Source organism: Oleidesulfovibrio vietnamensis (genome assembly GCF_055388115.1).
Window position 1 is genome coordinate 286992 of the sequence record NZ_AP042419.1, and the last position, 24654, is coordinate 311645.

Below are 24654 nucleotides of genomic sequence, written 5' to 3' on the forward strand. Positions count from 1 at the left end.
GACGCCGTCTGCCGCGCACCTGCCCCGCATCAGCACGCTTTTACGGTTCAATGCGTATAATTTCAACCTGCACGGCTTTGCCTGTGGCGGGGTCCAGTTCCGTCAGCAGTCCGTTCAGACCGCCGCGGCCCTTGGCCGGTACAAACCGGCGGGGCAGCCTGGTGACCATTTTTTCCACAATGCAGGCATGATCCATACCCAGAACAGAGCTTTCCACGCCGCACATGCCAAGGTCGGTCATATATGCGGTGCCCTGCGGCAGAATCTGTGCGTCGTTGGTCTGCACATGGGTATGCGTGCCGCCCAGCACGGTTATGCGGCCGTCCAGATACCAGCCCATGGCTTTTTTTTCACTGGTGGCCTCGGCGTGAAAGTCCAGCAGGCGTATGACGACATCGCCGGGCAGCGATGCCAGCAGCGTCTCTGCGCACTGAAAAGGGCAGTCCACAGCTTCCATGAATGTTCTGCCCAGCAGGTTGATGACGGCTATTTTGTGCCCGTCCGCGCTCTGCCGGACGGTCAGCCCGTTGCCCGGAGCGCCTGCAGGATAGTTGGCGGGACGTATGAGGCGCTCCTCACGGCCCAGCACTGCATAAATTTCTTTGTGTTTCCATATGTGGTTGCCCGATGTGACCACATCGGCACCGGCCGCGGCAAGTGCCGAAAAACCTTCGCCGGTAAGGCCGATGCCGCCGGAGGCGTTTTCTCCGTTGACCACGGTGAAGTCTGCACCGCACCGGCTGATCAGCGGCGGCAGATGTTCGCGCAGGGCCAGTCTGCCCGGCTTGCCCACCACGTCGCCCAGCATGAGTATACGCATCAGTATCCGCCTCCGAAAAGCAGCACATCCACTTGCGTACCGCTGTCCAGCCCTTCGCTGTGTGCCGGTATGCGCACGACACCGTGTGCCTGCAGCATGGTGCGCAGCAGTCCGGACTTGCCTGTGACCGGAGTGGCCGTGACCCGCCCGTCCTCTTCTGCATGCAGCCGTACGCGGATGTAGTCTTCGCGCCCCTGTCTGGAAGCAATGTTGCGCGCCAGCACCGCCCGGCGCGAAGCCCATGCCGACTGGTCAAACGGCGTGCGTCTGCCCGCCAGCCAGTGAACAAAAGGGATGCCCAGTACAAACATGACAACCTGCGCCGAGGTGACCTGCCCGGGCAGCCCCCAGACGGCGCAGCGCTGACCTTTGCCGTCTGCAGAGGCCAGTATGAGCGGCTTGCCGGGGCTTATGGCAACGCCGTGGTTGATGACAGCGGCTCCGTCCAGCGAATCAAGGGCGGCCATGGTCAGGTCGCGGGTGCCCACAGAACTGCCGCCGGAAAGAAGGACCATGTCGTTTTCCGCCGTGGTGCGCGCCAGCATGGCGGTCAGTGCTTTTTCGTCGTCCGGCACAATGCCGTAACAGGTTACGGCGGCTCCTGCGGCACGGGCCATGGCCTGCAGCGCGTGGCTGTTCACATCGCGCACCTGTCCGGGGCGCGGCGTGGCATGCGCCGGAATAACTTCGTCTCCGGTGGAAAAAATGCCCACGCGCGGCCGGCGGTGCACATGCACCGTCTGCACTCCCAGCGCGGCGAGCAGGCCTATTTCCTGCGCGCGCAGCAGCGTACCGGCGGTCAGCGCCGGTTGCCCCTGCACGGCATCTTCGCCCCGCAGCATGACGTGTTCGTGCGGCGCCACGGATTTGCGTATTTCAACGGTGCCCGCGCCCATTTCCTGCGTGTGCTCCACCATCACCACGGCATCGGCTCCCCGGGGCAGCAGCGCGCCGGTGACTATGGCAGCGCATTCTCCGGCGGCTATGCTGAAATCTGCGGGGCGTTCGATGCTGACGGTGCCCGTGCATTCAAGGTAGGCGGGGTTGCCTTCGGTGGTGCCGAAAAGGTCCGCGGCGCGCACGGCATAGCCGTCCATGCACGAACGGTCTGCCGCCGGCAGGTCTTCGGGCGAAACCACAGGCGCGGCCAGCACGCAGCCGTGGGCTTCGTCAAGCGGGGTCTGCAGCGCGGGCAGATGGTCGAATCCGCGCAGGCGGTCTATAAAGCTCTGCACATCCAGCACGTTGAAAAAACCTGTTTTCATAGTTTCACTCGCATGGCTTGGGAGGATTTTCCATGCCGCGGGCTGCCGGTATACCCGCAGGGCACACAGGTGACGCTGTACAAAAAAACAGACGGCAGACATGGAGAACGGGAAGCATAGCCGTCATGCGGCCGGTGCACAAGGACGAAAGCGGCAGCCCGCAGGAGGCGCGCAGCGCGGGTAAGAACTGCACCTGCGGTATGCGCAGGGTTGCGGCCGGAGCAGTTGCCGGGCGGGGTTATTCCATGCGGCCTTTGCTGATGCGGATAATGCGGTCGGTGACATCGCGCAGCCAGCCGTGGTCATGCGATACGATAACCAGCGTGGTGCCGCGTTCTCTGCGTTCGGTCAGCACCGCGTGGCGCACCGCTGCAGAACTGTCTTCATCAAGCGAGGCGGTGGGTTCGTCCAGCAGAAGCACACGGGGGCGCAGGACCAGCCGTGCCGCAAGGGCCACGCGCTGTGCCTCGCCGCCGGAAAGCCGGAACCATGGACGCCGCAGAAAATCATCAGGGTCGAGCCGTACCCTTTGCAGTGCTTCTGCAAGGCGGCTGTGCGAGGCGTCTTTGCCGCGGGCTCGCAGGCCGTATGCAATGTTTGCGGCCACGCTGCGGTGCAGCAGATAGGGTTCCTGTGTCAGCAGGGTTACCTGCCGCCGTACGGCCGTGCCCGCGGCGCACGCGTCGCTTCCGTCAAAAAAAAGAGAGCCGGAGGCCGGAGGCTCCAGAAAAGCCAGCAGCCGCATAAGCGTGGACTTGCCGCTGCCGTTGGCACCGGCCACGCCCAGTATTTCTCCCTGCGCTATGTCCAGTCCGGCAATATCCAGCGCCGTATGCCGCGCGCCGTCGTTGCCCGTGTACTGCTGGGTCACGTTGCGCAGACTGTACAGCGGCGCCGTGTCATGGTCAGCCGGGTTCATCGTATCACCGCCCTGCGTTTAAGACCGGAAAGAGAAAGGTTGACCAGAAAGGCTATGACCATCAGCACCACGCCCAGTGCAATGCCCATGGCGAACTCGCCTTTGCCTGTTTCCAGCGCAATGGCCGTGGTTATGGTGCGGGTGTGCCACTTTATGTTGCCGCCCACCATCATGGATATGCCCACCTCGGACACAATGCGTCCGTAAGCGGCCACAGCGGCAAGCAGCAGATGATAACGCACTTCCCACAGCATGGCCCGCAGCACCTGTCCGCCCGAAGCCCCGAGCGTGAGCAGCGTGTCACGCAGGCGGGTGTCGGCGTATTCCACGGCATTGGCGGTCAGCGCTATGACCATGGGCAGTCCCAGCAGGGTCTGACCTATGGCCACCCCCGGCAGGGTGAACAGCAGCCCCGCCCCGCCCAGCGGTCCTCTGCTGGACAGCAGGGCATAGACGATAAGCCCTATGACCACGGTGGGAAAAGAAAGCAGCGTGTCCGCAAGCATGCGCAGCGCCCGCTTGCCCGGGAATGAACAGTATCCCAGCAGAAAACCCAGCGGCGCGCCCAGAATAACGCTGGCCGCCACAGACATGGTGGTTACCGCCACTGTGGCGTAGACGGCTGACCATGTTTCGGGATTGCCGTCCATCAGCAGGCCGAATGCCTGTGTCATTCCGTCCAGAATAAAGCTCATGCGTGGCTTCCGTAGGATTTGGGTGCCAGCCGGAGAAAATACGCTGCCGGCGGCCTGTACTGACGTATACTGACCTGTAATGACAGAGGGGCGAACGGGTCGCCCCTCTGCCGGTGGCCGGACGGTTGTCCGGCATAAATCGGGCCGCTGGGTATTATTCGGCGTTGGGGGTGAACAGCGCCTTGCCCATCAGCTTGAAGTCGCCGATGGTTTTCTGGGTGGCGGGGCTGGCCATCCAATTGACGAACTTGTCTGCAAGGTCTTTTTTCACCTTGGGGCAATGGGCGGGGTTGACCGGAATGGCGCTGTACTGGTTGAAGAGAATTTTGTCGCCTTCCACCAGAATCTTCAGCGGCGGGTTGCCGTCCATGGAGGCTTCGTATTTGATGTAGGTGCCGCGGTCGGTCATGGTGTACCCGCCTTTTTCGGCAGCCACGTTGATGGTGCGCAGCATGCCCTGTCCGGTCTGCACATACCATGCTTCTTTTTCAGGGGACGGGCCTTCGATCTGCTTCCACAGGCTTTTTTCCATCTTGTGGGTGCCCGAGTTGTCGCCGCGGCTTACAAATACGGCATTATCCGCGGCTATCTTGCCCAGAGCCGCGGCCACGGTCATGCCTTTGACCCCTGCGGGGTCGGCGGCGGGGCCGATGATGACAAAATCGTTGTACATAAGCTGGGTGCGTGCAGTGCCGAAACCGGCATCAACAAAGGCTTTTTCCGCTGCGGGGGCGTGTACCAGCAGAATGTCCACGTCGCAGTTTTCACCCATTTTCAGGGCTTTGCCCGTGCCCACAGCTGTCCAGCGCAGTTCAATGCCGGTGTCTTTGGTAAACTGGGGGGCAAGGTCATCCAGCAGACCGGTGTTGTCGGTGCTGGTGGTGGTGGCCATCATAAGAACCGGTGCTTCGGCGTACGCAACGCCGGTCAGGCTCATCACAAGAGCCAGAACAAGTAACAGATTCCGCATCGCTTTCCTCCGTCATGGTTTGTTTGCGTCAGTTCCGGTACGCAATCAGCTAAATAAAACACAATGCGGAAATTATTACCTGAATACCTACCGCCATGTCCATAGTAGAACTCTTGCTTCTGCTCCGGCACAGCAGAAAAATACCCCTTCGCGACGTGTCGGGCGCTGTGCGGCAGCGCATGAAAAAAGCCGCCCTCTACGGGCGGCCTGAGCTTTTTTGGGGGGGCGCTGATGGTGCCGCAGGGTCAGATGCCGCCGCCGCAAACGCCGCAGTCTTCCGATTCTTCCTATTCGGGCAGGTCTTCCAGCCGGACATCCAGCCCTTCGTCAGAACCGCAGATATTGAACAGGTGTTCGCCGGACATGAGGTCTTCCAGAGTGATGGAGTTTAGCTCGCGTTCAAGAACCTCGGAAATGCGCAGCCACGCCACCCGCGTTTTGCAGGTGGGCGTGCGTGTACACAGCTCGTTGTCGGTACAGCAGTCTGTCAGGCGTATGCCGCCTTCCATCACATCGACTATCTGGGCCAGTGTTATTTCAGAGGGCGCGCGGCTAAGCATATGCCCGCCTGCAGCCCCCCGGACGCTGTTGATAAGTTTTGCTTTTTTGAGCGGTTTGATGATCTGTTCGATGAATTGAACGGAAACCCCTGTCTGTTCGGAAAGAGCAGACGCGGTACGGGGTGCGTCCGTGGCGTGCTGGGCCAGATCCAGCAGCAGTCTGGCTGCATAGCGGGTGCGGGCTGAAAGCTTCATATCTGCAAAATGGGATGTTGGAAAATAATGGAGTAAGGCGCCTGAACGCGACGGATACCCGCCGGGTGCGCGGCACGTCAACAAAGCCCGACTTGCGTCCGGTCGGGCACCGTTTACCGGGAGTGTAAGCCGTATCCGGCGGCTTGTCAGCATGAAGCCGGAAAGAGTTTTCCATGCGGGCGGCGGCATAATGCCGCGAGAATGCATCATGCCCGCTGTCGGCGGCGTGCGATGTGGTGTATGCTGGGGCAGCGGGATACGGCCGGAACACATAACAGCAACAAGGAGCCGTCATGGATAACAGTGAGACAGCATCTGCAGGACGTGCGGCCGCACATGGTCCGGGAACAGTGCTTGTGCTGGGGGCGTCGGGCTATGTGGGGGGGCGCCTTGTTCCCCTGCTGCTGGAAAAAGGATGGCATGTGCGTGCCGCCGGGCGTTCCGCGGAAAAGCTGCGCTGCCGCCCGTGGGCGGCACATCCGGCGTGCAGCATAACCGAGGCTGATGCACGGGATGCGGGTTCGCTGCTGCAGGCCATGCGCGGCTGCGAGGCAGCGTACTATCTGGTGCATTCCATGTCGCCGGGGGGCAGGGGGTTCGAGGGGGCGGACAGGCAGGCCGCCTGTGCCATGGTGGAGGCCGCCAACGCCAGTGCCGCGGAATCAACCGCGGCGGACGGCGGGTCCGGTTTGCGGCGTATAATCTATCTGAGCGGGCTGGTGCCGGATGATCCGCAACTCAGTGCGCATCTGCGTTCGCGGGCGGAAGTTGCCCGTATTCTCGCGCTGGGCAGGGTGCCTATGACAACTCTGCGCGCCGCCCAGATTCTGGGTTCCGGCAGTGCCTCGTTTGAGATTCTGCGCTATCTTGCCGACAGACTGCCCGTGATGATCACTCCCCGCTGGGTGCGCACGCAGACTCAGCCCATAGCTGTGTCCGACGTGCTTGCCTATCTGGCAGGGTGCCTTGAGCATCCCGAAACCACGGGGCGTACATATGATATCGGCGGGCCGGACATCCTCAGCTATACGGAATTATTCGCTCTGTATGCCGATGTGGCGGGGCTGCGGCGGCGGGTGATTATTCCCGTGCCGTTTCTTTCACCCGCACTGAGCGCACACTGGCTCAATGTGGTCACGCCGGTTCCGCGCGCACTGGCGGCGCCGCTGGTCGAGGGGTTGCGCAACAGGGTGGTCTGCGCCGAAAATTCCATCCGTGATGTCATTCCGCTGCAGCTTACTGACTGCCGTACGGCCATAAGTATGGCTCTGGACAAGGTACGCCAGCATGCCGTGGCCACCTGCTGGACCGACGCCGGAGCCATCACCCGCCCCGAATGGCTGGCGGAAGGCGATGCCCCCTATGCCGGAGGCACCGTGCTGCAGGACGGTTATTCCATGCGTGTTGCCGCTTCGCCGGAAGCCGTGTGGGAGCCGGTGCGCCGTATAGGGGGCGAAACCGGCTGGTATTACGATGACTGGCTGTGGCGGCTGCGCGGGCTGCTGGACAAGCTGGCGGGCGGTGTGGGCGCGCGCAGGGGCCGCCGGCATCCCGTGGATCTGCGTGTGGGGGATGCGCTGGATTTCTGGCGGGTTCTTTCCGTACGGCACGCGGAGCATCTGCTGCTGCTGGCCGAAATGAAAGTCCCCGGCGAAGCCATGCTTGAAATCCGTGTGGTGCCCGTTGGCGCGCAGACAGAGCTGCGGATGCGTGCATGGTTTTTACCGCGCGGTCTGTGGGGACTGGCTTACTGGTATCTGGTGTACCCGCTGCACGGACTGGTGTTCAAAGGAATGCTGCGTGCGCTGGGTCGCAAGGCCGGAGCCGACGGAAGCGCGCCGGTGCGTAAACTGCCGCCGGAAGACCCCGCGGCGTGCAGGCTGCCGACAGACGGCGGAAGCGCCCGCTGAAAAAGTACGGCAGCGGCCGGTCCGTATGCACACGGACCGGCCGCTGTGTTGTTTTAGTAAGGAAGAATCTTGCGGCCGCGTACTTCGTGCAGCACTTCGGCCATGGCCAGATAAAAGGCACTTGCGCCGCAGATGATGCCCTCAAAACCGGCAATGGTGCCTATGGTTTCACTACCGGTCCAGTCGCGCACGGCAAGCAGCATGAACAGCACCGTCAGCGAAAGGAATACAAAGCGCAGCACCGGCGAACCTTCACGCGTGCCGAGGTACATGAACAGCGTGAAGACTCCCCACAGGAAAAGATACCAGCCCATGAAGGCGTGGGGTGCCGGTTCGGCAAGCCCTGTTTTGGGCAGTACGATGAGTACCACCAGCGTGAGCCAGAAAAGTCCGTAGGAAGTGAAGGCAGTAAGCCCGAAGGTATTGCCTTTTTTAAATTCCATGATGCCCGCAATGATCTGGGCTATGCCCCCGTAGAAAAAGCCCATGGCCAGAATCATGGAACCGATGGGGAAAAATCCTGCATTGTGGATGTTCAGCAGAATTGTTGTCATTCCGAACCCCATAAGCCCGAGAGGGGCCGGATTGGCAAGCTTGTGCTCCATTGTGATGACTCCTTGGTGATGTGGTGTCTGAGGCTGTTTGCTCAGTCAGCGGGCTATATATGGAGTTTGCCGTATTGGCAAAGGGTACTGACGTGCCCGCTCGCTTTTTGGCAGGTGCCGCTGCATATGCGGCGGCGGCAGGCCTGTGTCACATTCTGGCACAGGCACGCGGTTATAACAGTTATACTCGACGTTGACCCGCGCGGAGGATACTGTGGCAAGGTCTGTAATCTGAAACCGGCAGCACCGTTTCAGCAGGTGCGCCGTGCAGGTGGTCATGAGCCAGCTACAAGATGAAATTATCCTTTTTGCCCCCGATGACGCACATGAGGCACCGCGGCAGTCCGCCGGCGGTGCATGGGATATCCTTGTGGTGGATGACGACGAGGCTGTCCATGCGGTGACCCGCATGGTGCTGCAGCATCTGGTGTTTGACGGGCGCAGCATACGGCTTGATCATGCCGGCAGTGCGGCCGGTGCGGAAGAGAAACTCCGCCGGAACACCTATGCTCTGGTTCTTCTTGATGTGGTGATGGAGACCGATAACGCCGGACTGGAGCTTGTGCGCTGCATCCGTGATCTTCCGGCCCTTGCGGAGACCAGAATAGTGCTCTGCACCGGGCATCCGGGACAGGCGCCGGAAGAGCGCATCATGATGGATTACGACATAGATGATTACCGCGACAAAAGCGGACTGACGTCGCAGCGGCTCAAGACTGCCGTGTTTTCCGCTCTGCGCAGTCATCAGCGGCTGTGCGAGAACAGAGACCAGCGGCTGGAGCTGGCCCGCAGCCGCAACCGCCTGCAGGCCCTCATGGGGGCGCTGCCTTCGGCCATTGTGGGGATAAGCGCCGGGGGGCACATCATCTTGTGGAATCCTGCGGCGGAACGGCTTTCCGGTCTGCCCGAGGGCGAAGTGACCGGCCGTGACTTTGCGCAGCCGCTTGAGCAGCTGTCCGTAGATGCTGCTCTGCTGCACCGCGTCATGCAGGACGGCGAAACCTACACGCGCCTGCGCGAACGGGTGACTCTGCCGCAGGGCACAACCATCGTGCGGGACCTGCATATCCACCCCGTGCCGCAGGCAGGGGGTGCGGTTGTGCGGCTGGACGATGTTTCGGTGCGTGACCGTATGGAAAACCTGATGGTGCAGAGCGAAAAAATGCTCTCGCTGGGCAGCATGGCCGCAGGTATGGCGCATGAACTGAACAATCCCCTGGGGGCAGTGCTGCAGGGGGTGGATACCGTGCGCCGCAGACTGGACGGCGCTCTGCCCGCCAACGTGCGGGCCGCGCACGAAACGGGTCTTACGCTGGCCGCTCTGGGACGTTACATGGAACAGCGCAGGATTCTGTATTTTTTGGACGGCATAGAACATGCCGGACGCCGTGCCGCCGTCATTGTGCGTGATATGCTGGATTTCAGCCGCCAGAGCGGTGAAAAACAGCCCGCAGACGTGCACCGGCTTATTGCTGCCGCGCTGGAACTGGCCGAAAAAAGTTATGATCTGCACGACGCATGGGATTTCCGCAATGTGCAGGTGGAGCGCTATTTCGCGTCGTCGCTGCCGCAGATTCCCTGCGCTGCGCAGGAAATTGAACAGGTGCTGCTGAACCTGTTTCACAACGCCGCGCAGGCCATGACTCCCGAAGTCATGCAGAACAGAACCCCGCGGCTGTGCATCCGCACGGCTGCTCTGGAGACGGGCGTGTGCATAGAAGTGGAAGACAACGGGCCGGGAATCCCCGAAGACATCTCAAAACGGGTGTTTGATCCGTTTTTTACCACCAAGCCGCCGGGCAAAGGTACCGGACTGGGCCTCTCAGTTTCCTTTCATATCGTGGTGGACCGCCACGGCGGAGAGTTTCATATGATTTCTCCGGAATCGGGCGGAGCCTGCTTCCGCATACTGCTGCCGTACACAGCCGGCCGTGGCGCGGGGGCACAGCAGCAGGCCTGTTGAAGCCGCAGGCAGTCATGCGCCGTGGGGAACGGCCATGACCATGGGGTCCACGGCAGCGTCAAATTCTTCTGCCGAAATAAGTTCCAGTTCCAGACAGGCCTCTTTGAGCGTTGTGCCCCGCGCATGTGCGTGGTGCGCCGCTCTGGCGGCATTGTCGTAGCCGATGACGGGCGACAACGCAGTCACAAGCATGAGCGACCTGCCCAGATGGTCGCTGATACGCTGCATGTCAGGCTGCATGCCTTCCACTGCATGGGCGGTGAATGAACGGCAGCCGTCTGTCAGCAGGCGCACGGATGTCAGCAGATTGAAAATCATCAGCGGCTTGAAGACGTTCAGCTCGAAATTGCCCTGCGAACCGGCTATGCCGGTGGCGGCGTCCAGCCCCATCACCTGCACGGCCACCATGGTCAGAGCTTCGCACTGCGTGGGGTTGACCTTGCCGGGCATGATGGACGATCCGGGTTCGTTGGCGGGCAGTCTGAGTTCGCCGATGCCGCAACGCGGCCCCGATGCCAGCCAGCGGATGTCGTTGGCTATTTTCATCAGTGAACCGGCAAGGGTGCGCAGCGCTCCGCTGGCCATGCACACGGCATCGTGGGCTGAAAGCACGGCAAAAAAATTGGGTGCCGGTACAAAAGGCAGACCCGTGAAGCGCGCAACACCCGCGGCAGCCATGCCCGCAAAACCACGCGGAGCGTTAAGACCCGTCCCCACTGCCGTGCCGCCCAGCGCCAGTCGCAGCAGATGGGGCATCACCGCTTCTATTCTTTCCAGTCCGTCATCAAGAAGAGCTGTGTATCCGGAAAATTCCTGCCCCAGCGTCATGGGCACGGCATCCTGCAGATGTGTGCGGCCCAGCTTGACCACCGACTGCCAGTCGTGGCTTTTTTGTGCCAGCGCGTTGCGCAGCGTGCGCACCGCAGGCACCAGTTCGCGGGAAAGGGCTGTGGCTGCGGCTATGTGCATGGCCGCAGGAAATGTGTCGTTGGATGATTGTGACATGTTCACATGATCATTGGGGTGCACAGGAGATTTGGAACCGGGAATGCCTCCGCTCAGCTCAATGGCACGGTTGGCGATGACCTCGTTCACATTCATGTTGGTCTGCGTGCCGCTGCCCGTCTGCCAGACCTTGAGCGGAAAGTGACCGGAAAGTTTTCCGTCGGCTACTTCATCCGCTGCGGCGCATATGAAACCGCACAGTTCCGGGTCCAGCCTGCCCAGATCACGGTTGGCAATGGCGGCAGCCTTTTTCAGCAGCCCGAAAGCGCGGATGATTTCTTCGGGCATGGTGTCCTGCCCGATGGCGAAATATTTGAGCGAGCGCTGCGTCTGCGCGCCCCAGTAGCGGTCGGCGGGCACTTCCACTGCGCCCATGCTGTCATGTTCCGTACGGGTGGCTGGGGGCATGGCTTCTCCTTCATGGTGACATTGGTGAGGCGGGGAATATTTTTGCGGCGGTGCGTCTGCACATGGTACGTGCGGCATGTCATGGTGTCTATGCAGAAGGGCCGCGTGCCCCCCTGCGGATGCACTTCTTTCACTCGCCGGCAGCGTTGCCGGCCTGCTCCTCTGCTCCGGCGGAAGCAGGCTGTGCATCGTCTCCGTCCTGCCGGAGCGGGTCAGGCACGGGCAGTCCGTAATGTGCGGGCAGGCTCCGCAGCGCCTCGTTGAAGCGCTTCAGCACCGGATCCCGTATGGTTTTTCTGGAAAAACCCACATAGTAGTAAGTCGTGGCTGCTGTTCCGGCATAGCGCAGTCCGCGCAGGTTATGCAGGGATATGAGCGTTTCCCCCACGGCTTTGTTTGAAAATACGGCATCGACGCGGCCTTTCTCCAGTTTGAGGAAGCCGGTCAGGCTGGCAGGTTGTCTGTCTATGGTGAACATGCGGTTGCGGTTCAGCGCTTCAAGCGTCTGTGATGTGTTGGAAGGACCGTAAACGCTTACTCTGTATCCTGCCATGTCCGCTGCAGACACCAGCTGGACGGGATCATTTTCGTGTACGAAAAAACCGTATTCCACGGTGCTGACGGGCACACTGAACCTGAGCCAGCGGTCCCTGCTGCGGGTGCGTACGACAGGAAAAAGTCCGTCAGCCTGCCCGTTTCTGACTTTGCTCTGGGCGCGGCCCCACGGATAGACGGCTACCGAACAGGGGAATCCCGCTTCTGCGCAGGCGGCCAGCACTGCTTTTACCACCGTTCCCGCAGGTCTGCCGTGTTCGGTATAGGCATAGGGCGGAAATTCCTGCGTTGCGAACAGCAGCGGAGCAAGCTCCTGCCGGTCATCGGCGCTGACCTGCGCACAAAGGAATATGATGAGCACCGCTGAGATACTGCTGACAAAGAGGTCGACGGGCCGTTTCATAAGGCACCTTCCTGCCGTGCGCGACTGCGCATGACAGACAGACCATAACACAGGCGCGCTGAGGCGCACAGGTTGCGGATGTTATAAACATCGCCGGTCTGCACGGCGGATGCAGAAAAAAGCCCTGCAAGGCAGGGCTTGAAGTCGGGAAGTCTAGTTGAGGATGTAGCGCATGGGATCGACGCACACACCGTTCAGGCGTACCTCGTAGTGCAGGTGCGGACCGGTGCTGCGGCCGGTATTGCCCATGTAGGCGATGAGCTCGCCCCGGGCCACTTTCTGCCCTTTTTTAACTGCAGAGCTGCGCAGGTGGGCATAGCGGGTGACAATGCCGGCGCTGTGCCGGACGAGCACGGTACGGCCGTAGGCGCCGTCTGTTCCGGTGAACAGAACTTCGCCGTTGGCCGGAGCGTATATGGGGGTGCCGGGACGGTTGGAAATATCCAGTCCCTTGTGAAAGTCCTTGCGTCCCGTAAAGGGAGACCGCCGCGGGCCGAAGGGAGAGGTTATCCAGCCTTCGGTGGGCCAGATGGAAGGCGTGGCGGCCAGTAGTTCGCGGTTTTCGTTAAGGGCGTTCAGCAGTTCCTGCTGTTTGACTTCTTCAAGCCGTACTTCGGTGTTAAGCTGCTTGAGAAAGCTGTGCATTTTGCGGGCCAGCAGTTCCTGCCGGTGAATGGGCAGGTAGTCGCTGGAAAAATCGTCTGTGCGGGCACCGCCGACGGAAGAGGTTTCCGCAGGCTCTCTGTCCATGTTTATCATGATGCGCAGTTTGGAGTCGAACTGCCGGATGCGCTGCAGGTCGTCGCGGATGCTCTTCAGCTTGCCCGCCATGCTGAGAATCTGCACATTCTGTTCGTCCACCAGCTTTTCAGACGATGCCAGCTTGTCCCGCAGGGTGTGATACTGCGAGTAGTATTTGGCAAAGTAGATATTGCTGCCCACAAGACCGGCCATGACAAGCAACAGGGCGCACAGCAGCCACCCGCGCAGCCGTAGTTTGCTGCAGCAGCCCTGATCGCCTTTGAAGATGACAATGTGGTATTTGTTAAAAAGCATAGCCGGGGGGTTATGGTGTCAGTTCGTGCCGCCGGAACAGGACAGGCGGATCAACGATACTAGTTACTTTGATTGCGCTTTACGTGTCAAGTCAAGCTGCCAGCGTATCAACCCGTTGAAAACATTGCTTTTCATTGTTTTGTTGTTTTTACACATGGCTTTAAATTCATCCATGACCTCGCTGCGGCGCGAGTTGAAAGCCGAAGGACAGGGGTTTGTCCACAGCGGCAGTTCCCATGCGCGCACCGCACGATGGATGACAGATTTTTCTACCAGCATCAGCGGCCGGATGACTTTAAGCCTGCCGCCGAAAAAGTCTTCGCACATGCCCATGCCTTCCACCCGTCCGCCTTCGTACAGATTCATATAAAATGTGGCCACAAGATCGTCGGCGTTATGACCGAAGGCCAGATGCGTCAGGTTGTACCTGCCGCACAGGTCAAAAAGGTGCTTGCGGCGCAGCATGGCGCAATAAAAGCATGGCGAGTTGCGTCTGTTTTCCGGAGAATGGGCGCGCGGGCCGTGGTCCGTCAGCTCCACATGGCCGGCCACGCCGTTGCGGTGCAGCCATTCCAGCAGCGGGGCATGGCTTTGCGGGTCAAAGCCGGGATTGACATGCAGGGCCATTATTTCAAAGTGAAAAGGGACAATGCGCTGTCTGTACAGCAGCACCTGCAGCAGTACCCAGCTGTCCATGCCGCCTGATACCGCCACCCCGACCCGGGCGCCGGGGTACAGCATGCCGGTGGTCTGCATGAGCTTGCCCGCGCTGGCGATGCATTGTTTCTGTGCGTAGTTGAGCTGTTCTTTACCCATGTATGGATTCCCCGCTGTGTGCCGCTGACGGCAGAGTGTGCCGTGGACCGGCGCGGGGTGAGATACCTGCTTCCGCCGTGCGATGCAAGTTTGTGCAGTGCCGCTGCGGCCGGAAAAGGTGACGGTTGCACATGCGGACACATCTTGAGCGCAGGGTGGAAGCGCCTGCCCGTTTATGATATGCTGTGTCAGGTATTGACAGCGACAAGCGCTGCGGGTAAGCTGCGCAGCTTGGCGTGTTGCGTGCCGTAAGGACGAACCACGCAGAATACAACAATACCGGCAGGACGCGCGACACGGCGCTGCGGCACAGCATTACCGGAAAACCGGCCGCCCGCTTCGCGGTATGCCTTTTTATTTTTATAGATACAAGTGCACTCATGAGCAGACGCCTGTTGGTAACGATGGCCGTTACGGGGCTTGCCTTACTCGTCGCCGCGGGGGGCTACTGGTGGACGCGCCGCGTGATGGTGTTTTCCGATTCCGCCTGGCCTGTGCCTGCGGTCTCCTCCCTTGCGCGCATTTCCATGATTTCCGGCGGTACGCCGTTTGATCTGATATCCGGCGACGGCCGCTGGGTGGTGCAGGACCCGCAGACAGGTATGATGTGTCTTGCCGATTCCGCCCGCGTGAACCGGCTGGTGGACACGGTGCGGCAGAACCGCCCCGTGCAGCATCTGGGCGCGTTCGAGCCTTCTGCAGCCGCAGCCTACGGGCTGGACAAAAATCTGACCGGTCTTACGTTTTACGGGCGCAGGCAGTGGAGCATTCATGTGGGTGCCGAAGGCTGGCGCAAGCATACCGTGTATGCCCGCGCCACGCAGGAAGGCGACGACATGTACCTGCTGGACAGCGTGTACCGCGACATGCTTTCGGCGGAGGCCGCATCGTACTGTGATATGGGGCTTGTGGGTGTTTCTGCCGCGCAGGTTGTCCGGCTGGCAGTGGAAGGCCCCGGCATTGGTGCGTGGGAGGTTGCCCGCACGGCTTCGGGATTTGCCTTTTCGGGGCAGCTGGCCGGTACAGACGCGCAGGTGTCTTCGCAGGCTGTCGATTTTTATCTGCATGTGCTGACGGGGATGAGGGCGTCCGGTCTTACGGAAACTGCACCGGAGGATCTGCCGCCCCCGCAGCTGCGCATCAGTGTGTGGCGGCAGGGAGCAGCCCGGCCGGAAGAGGTGCTCATTTATCATACCGGCAACGGCGGTTCTTCTTTTTTGTGTCAGGCCAGCCGGCAGCCCGGTTTTGTGCTGCTGGAAGATGACCGCGTTGACAAGCTTTCGCGCTCTGCCTTTGATATGAGCGAGCGCCCTGTGCTTTCACGCCCGCTGAACGGGGTGGAAGGGCAGAAGATAACCCTGCGCAGAGACGGTGTGGAAACCACCTTTCTGCTGGGGCGCAAGGAACAGGGATGGCGTGATCTGGTAACCGGCGGCACCGTGCTGGGGCTGGATGTCATCACCTACGGACTTGGTTCGCTGCAGTACGAGTTTCCGCCGCAGGACACGCCTCCGGAACAGGCCGTGCCCTGGCTTGTGTGGGAACTGTACGGAGAGGGCGGCGCAGCGGCGCTTGCCTTGTATTTTTATAAAGATCCGGCGCTGCCCGCGGGGTTTTGCCGGGTCAGGGTGGACGACACGGGACCGTGGTTTACGGTGGGAACGCGTCTTGTGGATGACATGCTGAGCAGGGTGCCCGCTCCGGCACCGGACCCGGTCATGCCGCAGACAGAGCCTCCGTCCGCACCGTCCTCTGCCGCCGCCAATGCCACAGAACAGGCAAACGGGCAGTGACCGCCCGCATTCAATATCGTCAAGGAGTCTAACATGGCACGCATTACCGTAGAAGATTGCATGGAGCGCGTAAGCAACCGCTTTCTGCTTGTACAGATGGCTATCAAGCGCGTGAAGCAGTTCCGCGAGGGATACGAGCCTCTGGTTCCCTCTAAAAACAAGGAAATCGTGACCGCCCTGCGCGAAATCGCAGCCGCCAAGGTTGTGCCTGAAGACGAGCTGTCCGCCGCCGCGGCGGAAAACAGAGCCGAATAAAGCATCATGAGCCAGCGTGACTATTACGAGGTGCTCGGGGTTTCGCGGGATGCCGCAGACGATGAAATAAAACGTGCCTACCGCAAAAAGGCCATGGAATTTCATCCTGACAGAAATCCTGACAACCCCGAAGCGGAAGCTAAATTCAAGGAAGCCGCGGAAGCATACGACGTGCTGCGTGACGCAGAAAAGCGCGCACGGTACGACCGCTTCGGCCATGCCGGTGTAAACGGCAACGGCTATGGCGGAGGCGGCGGCTTTTCCAGCACGGAAGATATCTTCGCTCATTTCGGAGATATATTCGGAGACCTTTTCGGGTTCGCCGGCATGGGCGGTGCGCGCGGTCCGCGTCCGCAGGCCGGTTCCGATCTGCGTTACAATCTGAATATTTCTTTCAGACAGGCGGCACGGGGCGACGAAGTCACCCTGCGCATTCCTAAAAATGTGACCTGTCCCGACTGTTCGGGCAGCGGCGCGGCACCGGGAACACAGCCCGAAACCTGCCCCCAGTGCGGCGGTTCGGGACAGGTGGTGCGCCAGCAGGGCTTTTTCCAGATGGCCATGCCCTGCAGTGCCTGCCGCGGCGAAGGACGTATAGTGCGCAACCCGTGTCCGCGCTGCCGCGGTGCCGGGCAGGTGCAGGACATCCGTGAGCTTTCCGTACGCATTCCCGCCGGAGTGGATACCGGCAACCGTCTGCGTCTGCGCGGCGAAGGCGAACCCGGCGTGCACGGGGGGCCCCCCGGCGACCTGTATGTGGTCATACGGGTGGACGACGACAAAACCTTCCGCCGTCAGGGACAGGACCTTGTGGTGCGCAAAGAGATTTCCTTTGTGCAGGCCATTCTGGGCGACAAGGTGGAAGTGCCCACGCTGGATGATCCCGTGACCGTGGATATTCCGCGCGGCACCCAGAGCGGCGAAGTGTTCCGCATCGCCGGCAAGGGGCTGCCTCATCTCGGCAGCAGCCAGACAGGTGCGCTGCTGGTTGAGGTCACTGTGCGCATTCCTTCCAGCGTCAATGACGAGCAGGAAAAGCTGCTGCGCGAATTTGAGCGGCTGGAAGAGAACAGACCCCTGCGCAAGGTCAAGAATATGTTCAAAAAGGCCGGCAAGGCCATGGGAATGGACTGAAAATGAGCAGCGGCTTTTCACACATGGACGGCGACGGTTCCATCACCATGGTGGATGTGGGTGACAAAAAAGACACCAGACGCACGGCCATCGTGCGCAGCAAGGTGGAAATGGCCCCTGCCACGCTGGACATGCTTGTGAAACAGGCGTTGCCCAAAGGCGATGTGCTTACCACGGCCAAAGTGGCAGGCATTCAGGCGGCCAAACGCACGTGGGAACTTATTCCCCTGTGCCATCCGCTGTTTCTCAGCTATGTGGATGTGCGTTTTACCGTGGATGAATCTCTGCCCGGCGTGGTGGTGGAAGCCGAAGCCAGAACCACGGGGCAGACGGGTGTCGAAATGGAAGCCCTTGTGGCCGCGCAGGTTGCGGCCATGACCATTTACGACATGTGCAAGGCTGTTCAGAAGGACATCGTGCTGCGCGACTGTCGTCTGGTGTACAAATCGGGCGGTAAAAGCGGCGAATTCAGAGCCTGCTGAACCACCGCGCCGACGCCGTTTCAGTAGACATGTTTCGGGCAGGGCCCCGTTCCGTCACCTGCGGAGCGGGGCCTTGTCGTATGTGCCGCCGTACCTGCCGTGCGGCGGCAGCGATGACTGCAGGGGAGCGCTTCCGGTATGCGCTCCGGAGAGATTATGAAGATTTCAGTACTCAATCTGACAAAATCATACGGCGGACACGAGCTGTTCTCCGATTTTTCACTGGAGGTGCCTTCAGGCGTGCGTCTGTGCGTCTGCGGGCCCAACGGATGCGGCAAATCGACCTTTCTGCGCATGCTGGCAGGGGCCGCTGCGCCCGACGGCGGCAGGGTGACCTATCCGAAAAACTGCCGTCTCGGCTATGTGGAACAGGAACTGGACGAGACCAGACTCGACACCCCCCTGCTTGAGTGGGTGCTGGATGTGCTGCCCGACTGGAATGATTTCTGGCATGAATGGGAGGCAGCTTCAGAGCGGCGCGACGAGGCCGCCCTGCGTTCTCTGGGCCACCGGCAGGCCGAACTGGAGCAGGTATACGGCTACAATCCCGAGCACCGCGCGCGGGCCGTTCTTTCGGGGCTCGGGTTTGCCGAGAGCAAATGGGACAGAACCCTGAGAGAGCTTTCCGGCGGCTGGCGCGAAAGGGCCAAGCTGGCGCGGGTGCTGACGGCGGGGGCCGATGTGCTGCTGCTGGACGAACCTACCAACCACCTTGATCTGGATGCCGTGGAGTGGCTTGAACAGTTTCTGACGGAGTATAAGGGCGCACTGGTGTTTGTGGCCCACGACCGGGTGTTCATGGATAAGGTGGGTACCCATGTGCTGTATCTGGGCGGCAGCAGGCCCATGTACCGCAAAGGCACTTTTACGCAGTTTCTGGCGCTGCACGAAGAAAACGAAGCACGCAAGGAACGCGAGATGCAGCGCATGGCCGAAGAGATTGAGCGCAAGATGGATTTCGTGCGCCGTTTCAAGGCCAAGGCGACCAAGGCGCGGCAGGCCAATTCGCGCAAGAAGCAGATAGAAAAGATGGAACGCGAGCTGGACGGTGTGACGCTGGAGGCCAGACGGCGTACGCTTGATTTCGCCTGGCCCGAACCTGCGCGGGCGGACAAAACCGTGCTCAGCGTGGTGGACCTGACGTTCAGCTTCGGCGACGGCACCGCCCTGTGGCCTGCACTCAGCTTTCAGCTGTACCGCGGGCAGAAAATAGCGCTCGTGGGACCGAACGGCTGCGGCAAGTCTACGTTGCTCAAGCTTGTGGCCGGCAGGCTGGAAAAAACCGGCGGGTCCGTGGTGCAGGGCAGTCTGGTGCGTATGGGCTATTTCAGCCAGCATCAGCTGGATACACTTAATCCGGCCAATACGGTGCTGGGTGAAATACGCAGACTGAGCGACCCCCGTACCACGGAAGAAGAGCTGATGAGCGTGCTCGGTCTGTTCATGCTGGGACAGGCGTACTTTGAGCGTCAGGTTTCCGCTCTTTCCGGCGGCGAAAAAAGCAGGCTCATTCTGGCCATGCTCTTTCTTGCGCGGTGCAATTTTCTGGTGCTGGACGAACCCACCAACCATCTGGACCTTGAAAGCCGCGAGGCGCTGGTGGATGCGCTGGACAGTTTTCCGGGCACGCTGCTTATGGTGGCGCACGACAGACATCTGCTTTCCTGCGCTGCCGAGCAGGTGTGGGAGCTGGGCGCACAGGGCTTTACCGTGTACGAACGGGGCTATGAGGCGTGGGATGAGGCCAGAAAGGCCCGCCGCATCAGTCTGGACGCGCGGGATGACAGTGCGGAGCGTCCGGTGCAGGCAGGGCTGAGCCGCGAGGAGCAGAAACGCATAAAGCGGGAACAGGCAGAGCTGCGCAACAGACTGCACAGGGAGATGAAGCCCCTGCAGCAGAAGTACGATGCGCTGGAAAAAGAGTTTGAGTCGGTACTGGCGGAACAGACCGAGACCGAGACCCTGCTTGCCAGTCCTGATGTGTATGCCGACGCCGGCAGGGCTTCGGAACTGCTCAGGCTGTTCCACAGTCTGCAGGCCCGGGGTGAAGAGCTGATGGAGGCCATGGCCGATCTGGAATCCGGCATGGCGGACATAGAGGCCCGCAGACAGCAGGCCGGTTTGTGATGTTTTTATTTGTCGCCGGAAGTGTGGCGTCATGATACGGGAACAGTATGAAATCTGTTGATGTGGTGGCGGGCATTCTGTGGCGCGGCGGCCGTTTTCTGGCAGTGGAGCGCCCGCAGGGCAGACCCCGTGCCGGCTTCTGGGAGTTTCCCGGCGGCAAGATAGAACAGGGCGAAACTCCGGAACAGGCTCTGGCGCGCGAACTGAAGGAAGAGCTGGGCGTGGATGTCCGGGATTTCTGCTTCTGGCGCAGCGTGGAGCATGCTTACGAGGATCTCGCCGTGCGCCTGAGGTTTTTTCATGTGACCGGCTTTGCGGGTGAGCCTCAGGGGCTGGAAGGTCACAGGCTGGCGTGGCTGCGGTGCGACGAGGCGCTGCGGCTGCGTTTTCTGGAGGCGGACAGGCCGCTTGTGGCCGATCTGGCCACCATCACATTCTGACGGGGGATACCCATGAGCGCACTGTTATTTGTCATGGCGCTGCTGGCGGGGGCCACCCTGCCCACGCAGGCGGGGATAAACAGCGGACTTCAGGCGCACTGGGCGGGCAGCCCGGTACTGGCGTCGCTGGTATCATTCAGCGTGGGCACCGCGGCGCTTGTGTGCTGGTGTCTGGTCACGCGCACCGCGCCGGCGGTACCTGTTCCGGGCACCACACAGTGGTGGCACTGGACAGGCGGTCTGCTCGGGGCTTTTTTTGTCAGCGCGGTCACTTTTCTTGCGCCCCGACTGGGGGCCACAACCATGGTCGCGCTCATTCTGGCGGGACAGGTGGCGGCCTCGGTGCTGCTGGATCACTTCGGGGTGCTGGGCTATCAGGCCCGATCCGTCAATCTGCCGCGCCTTGCGGGGCTTGTCATGGTGGGGGCGGGCGTGTATCTCATCCGGCGGTTTTAATTGTGCGCCGCAGGCGCCGAGGGTTTTCTTTGCCGCAATGTTGGCATAGAATGGTTCAGGACCGTTTTCGCCGGATCTATGGCAGGATCGGGCGATAATGCATAAGGCCGGCAGGGCCAAAGCGGAAAAGCATATGCGGCAGCTTGAACTCAAGGATTCGATGAAGATCGGCATAAAAGAGCTTGATGATCAGCATCAGCAGCTTACAGAGATCATCAATGAGCTGTATTACGCCTATATGCAGGGGAATCACCGTGCGGTGCTGTGCGGTCTCATAACCCGTCTGAACGACTACGCACATGAACATTTCGCGCTGGAGCGCCAGTACATGGAGCGGTTTGTCTTTGAAATGCCGGATTATGAACAGCATATGCAGGAGCATCGCGAGTTTTTTACGGACGCCATCGGTTTTCTGTTGCGCTACATCGAAGAAGGTTCTGAAATAACACCTGAAATGCTTGACTATCTGCAGGACTGGTGGAAGGACCATGTTATGGTGCGTGATCAGGAGCTGGGCAGATTCCTGCGTTCGCGGGGCGTTACCGCATAGTCCGGAAAACGGGCGGCGGCACATGTTTTTCCACTCACAAGGAGTTTTTAATGTCCAAGGAACGTTTGGTCGTTGCGGTTGTAGGTGCCACGGGTGCTGTGGGCCGCGAAATGCTGAAGACGCTGGAAGATCGTGAATTTCCCGCTCATGAGGTGCGCGCGCTGGCCTCTGCCCGCAGCGCAGGAACCACCGTACCCTTCAAGGGTGGCGAGCTCACCGTGCGCGAACTTACCGAAGACTCCTTTGAAGGTGTTGATATCGCATTGTTTTCTGCAGGCGGCGGCACTTCGGCCCGGTTTGCCCCCCATGCCGTGAAATCCGGCTGCGTGGTGGTGGACAACTCCAGCAACTGGCGCATGGATGAGCGCTGCCCGCTGGTGGTGCCCGAGGTGAACCCCGACGCCCTCAAGCTGCACAACGGCATCATTGCCAACCCCAACTGCTCGACCATCCAGATGGTTGTGGCCCTCAAGCCGCTGCATGATGCGGCAGGCGTACGCCGCGTGGTGGTTTCCACCTATCAGGCTGTTTCCGGTACCGGCCAGAAGGCCATATCCGAACTGGAAAAACAGGTGCGGCAGATGTTTAACATGCAGGAGCCCGAAGCTTCGGTCTATCCGTATCAGATAGCGTTCAACTGTCTGCCGCACATCGATGTTTTCCTTGAAGACGGCTACACCAAGGAAGAACTGAAGATGGTGCAGGAAACCGTGAAGATAATGGGCGACCCGTCGGTGAAGGTTACCGCCACCACCGTGCGCGTGCCGGTTTTTTACGGCCATTCCGAATCGCTGAACATCGAAACGGAGAAAAAGCTGACCGCGGCGCAGGCCCGCGCCGTGCTGGCGCAGGCTCCCGGCGTGCGTGTGCTGGATAATCCTTCGGAAAATATCTACCCCATGGCCATTCATGCCGCAGGTGAGGATGAAACCTTTGTCGGGCGCATCCGTGAAGACCATACCATTGAAAACGGTCTGAACATGTGGGTGGTGGCTGACAACCTGCGCAAAGGCGCCGCACTTAATGCCGTACAGATTGCCGAAGAACTGGTGGAGCGTTCTCTGCTGGATATCGCCGATCCCGGAAAATTCCTGTAATACAACGGAGCAGTTGCGTTGATACCTGTTCTTGATACCGATGCGTGGGTGGAAAAGCTGCTTTCGACACGCCGCAGTGCCGAAGGCAAGATTCTTGCGTTTTACGAACACCGCATGGAGGCCATCTGCCGTGACCCGCGTCTGCTGCTGATGCCGGCCGATGATCACCTTGCCCACCGCGGCGACGGTGTTTTTGAAAGCATGAAGTTTGAAGGGCGCAGGCTGTACCAGCTGGATGCGCATCTGGAGCGCATGGAGCGCTCGGCGCGGGGGATATACCTGACACCCCCATGCACGCAGAGCGTGCTGCGCGACATCGTGCTGCAGGTAGCCCGCGCAGCGGACACGCCCGACGGCTGCATACGCATTCTGCTGGGACGTGGTCCCGGCGGGTTCGGCATCGACCCTGCCGAGTGCCCTGTGCCCAGCCTGTACGTTGTGGCGTACAGCCTTACACCCAAGCCTGAGGAATGGTATGAAAAGGGCGTTACCGCGTTCCGGACGTCCATTCCCGCCAAACAGGGCTATCTGGCCACCATCAAGAACGCCAACTATATTCCCAACGTGCTCATGAAGCTTGAGGCCCGTTCCCGCGGCTGCGACATTCCCGTCAGTTTCGACGAGAATGATTTCATTGCCGAAGGCCCCACGGAAAACCTCTGCCTTGTGGACGCCGACGGCACGCTGGTTGTTCCCGAATTCACCAACGCGCTTTCCGGCACCACCATCATGCGTGTCATTGATCTGGTGCGTGATGAAATGAATGTGGCATTCCGCAAGGTGCGCGAGGATGAACTGTACCGCGCCGCAGAAGTCATGGTGCTGGGCACCACGACGGAATGTGTGAGTGTTGTCTCCTTTGAGGGGCAGCCCGTGGGCGGGGGCAGACCCGGCCCTGTGGCACGCCGTTTCCGCGAGCTCCTGCGCAGGGATCTTGCGGAGAACGGTATTTCTTTTTAACCGGAAGCCTGCAGAAGGCAAACGCCCTGCACCCGCAGAACATACCGGGGCCGCGCCGCAAGCCGGCGCGGCCCTGTTTTCTCGGGGCGGGCAAGAACGCAACACGGTAGCGGCAGTGATGGATATGCATATAGTTTTGCTTGACCTCGGGCATGAATTGCGCGGCGGTCAGCGACAGGTTTTTTACCTTGCGCAGCGGCTGGCGGACAGCCCTGAATTTTCCTGCGTCGTTGCCGCGCCGCGTAACGCTCCGCTGCTGCATATGGCGGCGGACGCCGGTCTGCCGGTGCTGCCGCTGGGCGGAAGGCGCGCGTGGGACCCGCGTACGCTGTATACCCTGATGCGGCACCTGCGCGGCAGAACATGCATTCTGCACACCAACGACGCCCACAGTGCGGGACTGGGGGCCTGGCTGCACAGCCGCAGCGGCGGCGCCACCCGCCTGTTGCATACCCGGCGGGTCTCGTATCCGCTGCGTCAGGGCTGGCGGGGCCGCAAATATCTGCTGGCAGATGCCGTGGTGGGGGTCAGTGCTGAAATAGCACAGGTCATGCGCGATTCAGGCATGCCCGCAGAAAAGGTGCACGTCATTCATTCGGGCATAGACGCTTCGCTGTATACCCCCAGAACCACCAGACAGGACGGGCGGCTGGTCATCGGCATGGTCGGGGCGCTTACGCGGCAGAAAGGGCATGATGTGTTTGTCCGCGCGCTGGGCGAACTGCATCGCGGTGCAGCGGGCACGCTGCCGCCGTGGGAGGCGCGCATCATAGGCAGCGGGCCGTTGTTTGAGCCGCTGCTTGAGCTTGCGCGGCAGGAAGGTGTTGAAAGCCGTATGGCCTGCCTCGGCTGGCAGGACAGCAGGGTCATGATGCCCGGTTTTGACATACTGGCTGTGCCATCGGTGGACGGCGAAGGTTCCAGTGCCGTCATCAAGGAAGGCTGGGCCGTTGGGCTGCCCGTCATTGCCTCGGACCTTGCCTCAAACCTTGAGCTGGTACGGCACGAAGATAACGGGCTGGCATTTGCCAACGGCGACCATGGTGCTCTGGCGCGGGGCATCGCCCGTCTGGCTTCGGACGCGGGGCTGTGTGCCCGTCTGGTGCAGGGGGGCAGGCAGTCGCTGGAAGAATTTACCGACGTCCGCATGGCGGGGGCGTACATGCGGCTGTACCGCAGTCTGCTGGTCTGATGCCCTGTGCCTGCCCGCCGCGG

At 60.8% G+C, this 24654-nt stretch carries 24 protein-coding genes; 13 read left to right on the forward strand and 11 right to left on the reverse strand.

What is annotated here, in order from left to right; translation table 11 throughout:
- Positions 1-40: 40 nt before the first annotated feature.
- The 6 genes from ACZ5D1_RS01255 to ACZ5D1_RS01280 all read right to left on the reverse strand — a co-directional run bounded on the left by ACZ5D1_RS01255 (position 41) and on the right by ACZ5D1_RS01280 (position 5424).
- Positions 41-820, reverse strand: a complete 780-nt coding sequence (locus ACZ5D1_RS01255; protein WP_011366382.1) for a TIGR00282 family metallophosphoesterase — start codon at positions 818-820, stop codon at positions 41-43.
- Entirely contained in the window at positions 820-2085 is a 1266-nt protein-coding gene (locus ACZ5D1_RS01260) for a molybdopterin molybdotransferase MoeA (RefSeq protein WP_011366383.1), read from the reverse strand. Before ACZ5D1_RS01260 ends, ACZ5D1_RS01255 begins: the two co-directional genes overlap by 1 nt.
- Positions 2086-2323: 238 nt before the next feature.
- A complete protein-coding gene (locus tag ACZ5D1_RS01265; protein WP_464555652.1) occupies positions 2324-3004 on the reverse strand; it encodes an ABC transporter ATP-binding protein in 681 nt (226 codons plus the stop codon).
- Entirely contained in the window at positions 3001-3699 is a 699-nt protein-coding gene (locus ACZ5D1_RS01270) for an ABC transporter permease (protein ID WP_011366385.1), read from the reverse strand. Before ACZ5D1_RS01270 ends, ACZ5D1_RS01265 begins: the two co-directional genes overlap by 4 nt.
- 154 nt (positions 3700-3853) lie before the next feature.
- Positions 3854-4669 (reverse strand): ABC transporter substrate-binding protein, encoded by an 816-nt coding sequence (locus tag ACZ5D1_RS01275; protein WP_464555654.1) that lies wholly within the window; start codon positions 4667-4669, stop codon positions 3854-3856.
- Between the two features lie 287 nt (positions 4670-4956).
- A complete protein-coding gene (locus ACZ5D1_RS01280) occupies positions 4957-5424 on the reverse strand; it encodes an RrF2 family transcriptional regulator (protein WP_464555656.1) in 468 nt (155 codons plus the stop codon).
- 293 nt (positions 5425-5717) lie between these two features.
- On the opposite strand from ACZ5D1_RS01280, the gene ACZ5D1_RS01285 reads away from it, so the two are divergent.
- Positions 5718-7334: an SDR family oxidoreductase gene (locus ACZ5D1_RS01285; protein ID WP_464555658.1), complete on the forward strand. Its 1617-nt coding sequence runs from the start codon at positions 5718-5720 to the stop codon at positions 7332-7334.
- A 53-nt stretch (positions 7335-7387) separates the two neighbouring features.
- Here ACZ5D1_RS01285 and ACZ5D1_RS01290 read toward each other — a convergent pair whose 3' ends face one another.
- Positions 7388-7939, reverse strand: coding sequence for an acetate uptake transporter (locus ACZ5D1_RS01290; RefSeq protein WP_027182519.1), 552 nt, complete (start codon positions 7937-7939; stop codon positions 7388-7390).
- Between the two features lie 277 nt (positions 7940-8216).
- Here ACZ5D1_RS01290 and ACZ5D1_RS01295 point away from each other — a divergent pair, with 277 nt between their 5' ends.
- Positions 8217-9902 carry an ATP-binding response regulator gene (locus tag ACZ5D1_RS01295; RefSeq protein ID WP_464555659.1) on the forward strand — a complete coding sequence of 562 codons (1686 nt, stop codon included), beginning with the start codon at positions 8217-8219 and terminating at the stop codon, positions 9900-9902.
- Positions 9903-9914: 12 nt separating this feature from the next.
- On the opposite strand, the gene fumC is transcribed toward ACZ5D1_RS01295, so the two are convergent.
- The 4 genes from fumC to ACZ5D1_RS01315 form a co-directional block, all read right to left on the reverse strand.
- A complete protein-coding gene (gene fumC / locus ACZ5D1_RS01300; RefSeq protein ID WP_027182517.1) occupies positions 9915-11315 on the reverse strand; it encodes a class II fumarate hydratase in 1401 nt (466 codons plus the stop codon).
- Between the two features lie 130 nt (positions 11316-11445).
- On the reverse strand, positions 11446-12273 hold the full coding sequence (locus ACZ5D1_RS01305) for a substrate-binding periplasmic protein (RefSeq protein ID WP_464555661.1): 828 nt from the start codon (positions 12271-12273) through the stop codon (positions 11446-11448).
- A 153-nt stretch (positions 12274-12426) separates the two neighbouring features.
- Positions 12427-13329 carry a M23 family metallopeptidase gene (locus tag ACZ5D1_RS01310; RefSeq protein WP_011366393.1) on the reverse strand — a complete coding sequence of 301 codons (903 nt, stop codon included), beginning with the start codon at positions 13327-13329 and terminating at the stop codon, positions 12427-12429.
- 63 nt (positions 13330-13392) lie between these two features.
- Positions 13393-14145, reverse strand: a complete 753-nt coding sequence (locus ACZ5D1_RS01315) for a tRNA lysidine(34) synthetase (RefSeq protein WP_027182515.1) — start codon at positions 14143-14145, stop codon at positions 13393-13395.
- A 380-nt stretch (positions 14146-14525) separates the two neighbouring features.
- Here ACZ5D1_RS01315 and ACZ5D1_RS01320 point away from each other — a divergent pair, with 380 nt between their 5' ends.
- From ACZ5D1_RS01320 to ACZ5D1_RS01370, 11 genes are all read left to right on the forward strand, one after another.
- Positions 14526-15938, forward strand: coding sequence for a DUF4340 domain-containing protein (locus ACZ5D1_RS01320; protein WP_011366395.1), 1413 nt, complete (start codon positions 14526-14528; stop codon positions 15936-15938).
- Between the two features lie 33 nt (positions 15939-15971).
- Entirely contained in the window at positions 15972-16193 is a 222-nt protein-coding gene (gene rpoZ / locus ACZ5D1_RS01325) for a DNA-directed RNA polymerase subunit omega (RefSeq protein WP_011366396.1), read from the forward strand.
- Between the two features lie 6 nt (positions 16194-16199).
- Positions 16200-17327, forward strand: coding sequence for a molecular chaperone DnaJ (gene dnaJ, locus ACZ5D1_RS01330; protein WP_011366397.1), 1128 nt, complete (start codon positions 16200-16202; stop codon positions 17325-17327).
- 2 nt (positions 17328-17329) lie between these two features.
- A complete protein-coding gene (gene moaC, locus ACZ5D1_RS01335) occupies positions 17330-17809 on the forward strand; it encodes a cyclic pyranopterin monophosphate synthase MoaC (protein WP_464555662.1) in 480 nt (159 codons plus the stop codon).
- Positions 17810-17965: 156 nt separating this feature from the next.
- Positions 17966-19936 carry an ABC-F family ATP-binding cassette domain-containing protein gene (locus ACZ5D1_RS01340; RefSeq protein WP_041276786.1) on the forward strand — a complete coding sequence of 657 codons (1971 nt, stop codon included), beginning with the start codon at positions 17966-17968 and terminating at the stop codon, positions 19934-19936.
- A gap of 47 nt (positions 19937-19983) precedes the next feature.
- On the forward strand, positions 19984-20376 hold the full coding sequence (locus ACZ5D1_RS01345; RefSeq protein WP_011366400.1) for a (deoxy)nucleoside triphosphate pyrophosphohydrolase: 393 nt from the start codon (positions 19984-19986) through the stop codon (positions 20374-20376).
- A gap of 12 nt (positions 20377-20388) precedes the next feature.
- The gene (locus tag ACZ5D1_RS01350; RefSeq protein ID WP_011366401.1) at positions 20389-20832 is read left to right on the forward strand and encodes a DMT family transporter; all 444 of its coding nucleotides are present in this window, start codon (positions 20389-20391) and stop codon (positions 20830-20832) included.
- A gap of 133 nt (positions 20833-20965) precedes the next feature.
- Entirely contained in the window at positions 20966-21382 is a 417-nt protein-coding gene (locus ACZ5D1_RS01355; RefSeq protein ID WP_464555664.1) for a bacteriohemerythrin, read from the forward strand.
- Positions 21383-21432: 50 nt separating this feature from the next.
- Positions 21433-22479: an aspartate-semialdehyde dehydrogenase gene (locus ACZ5D1_RS01360; RefSeq protein WP_011366403.1), complete on the forward strand. Its 1047-nt coding sequence runs from the start codon at positions 21433-21435 to the stop codon at positions 22477-22479.
- Between the two features lie 18 nt (positions 22480-22497).
- A complete protein-coding gene (locus ACZ5D1_RS01365; protein ID WP_011366404.1) occupies positions 22498-23439 on the forward strand; it encodes an aminodeoxychorismate lyase in 942 nt (313 codons plus the stop codon).
- Between the two features lie 124 nt (positions 23440-23563).
- Complete coding sequence (locus tag ACZ5D1_RS01370) at positions 23564-24631, forward strand: glycosyltransferase (RefSeq protein WP_027182510.1); 1068 nt, start codon at positions 23564-23566, stop codon at positions 24629-24631.
- The last annotated feature ends 23 nt before the right edge of the window (positions 24632-24654 follow it).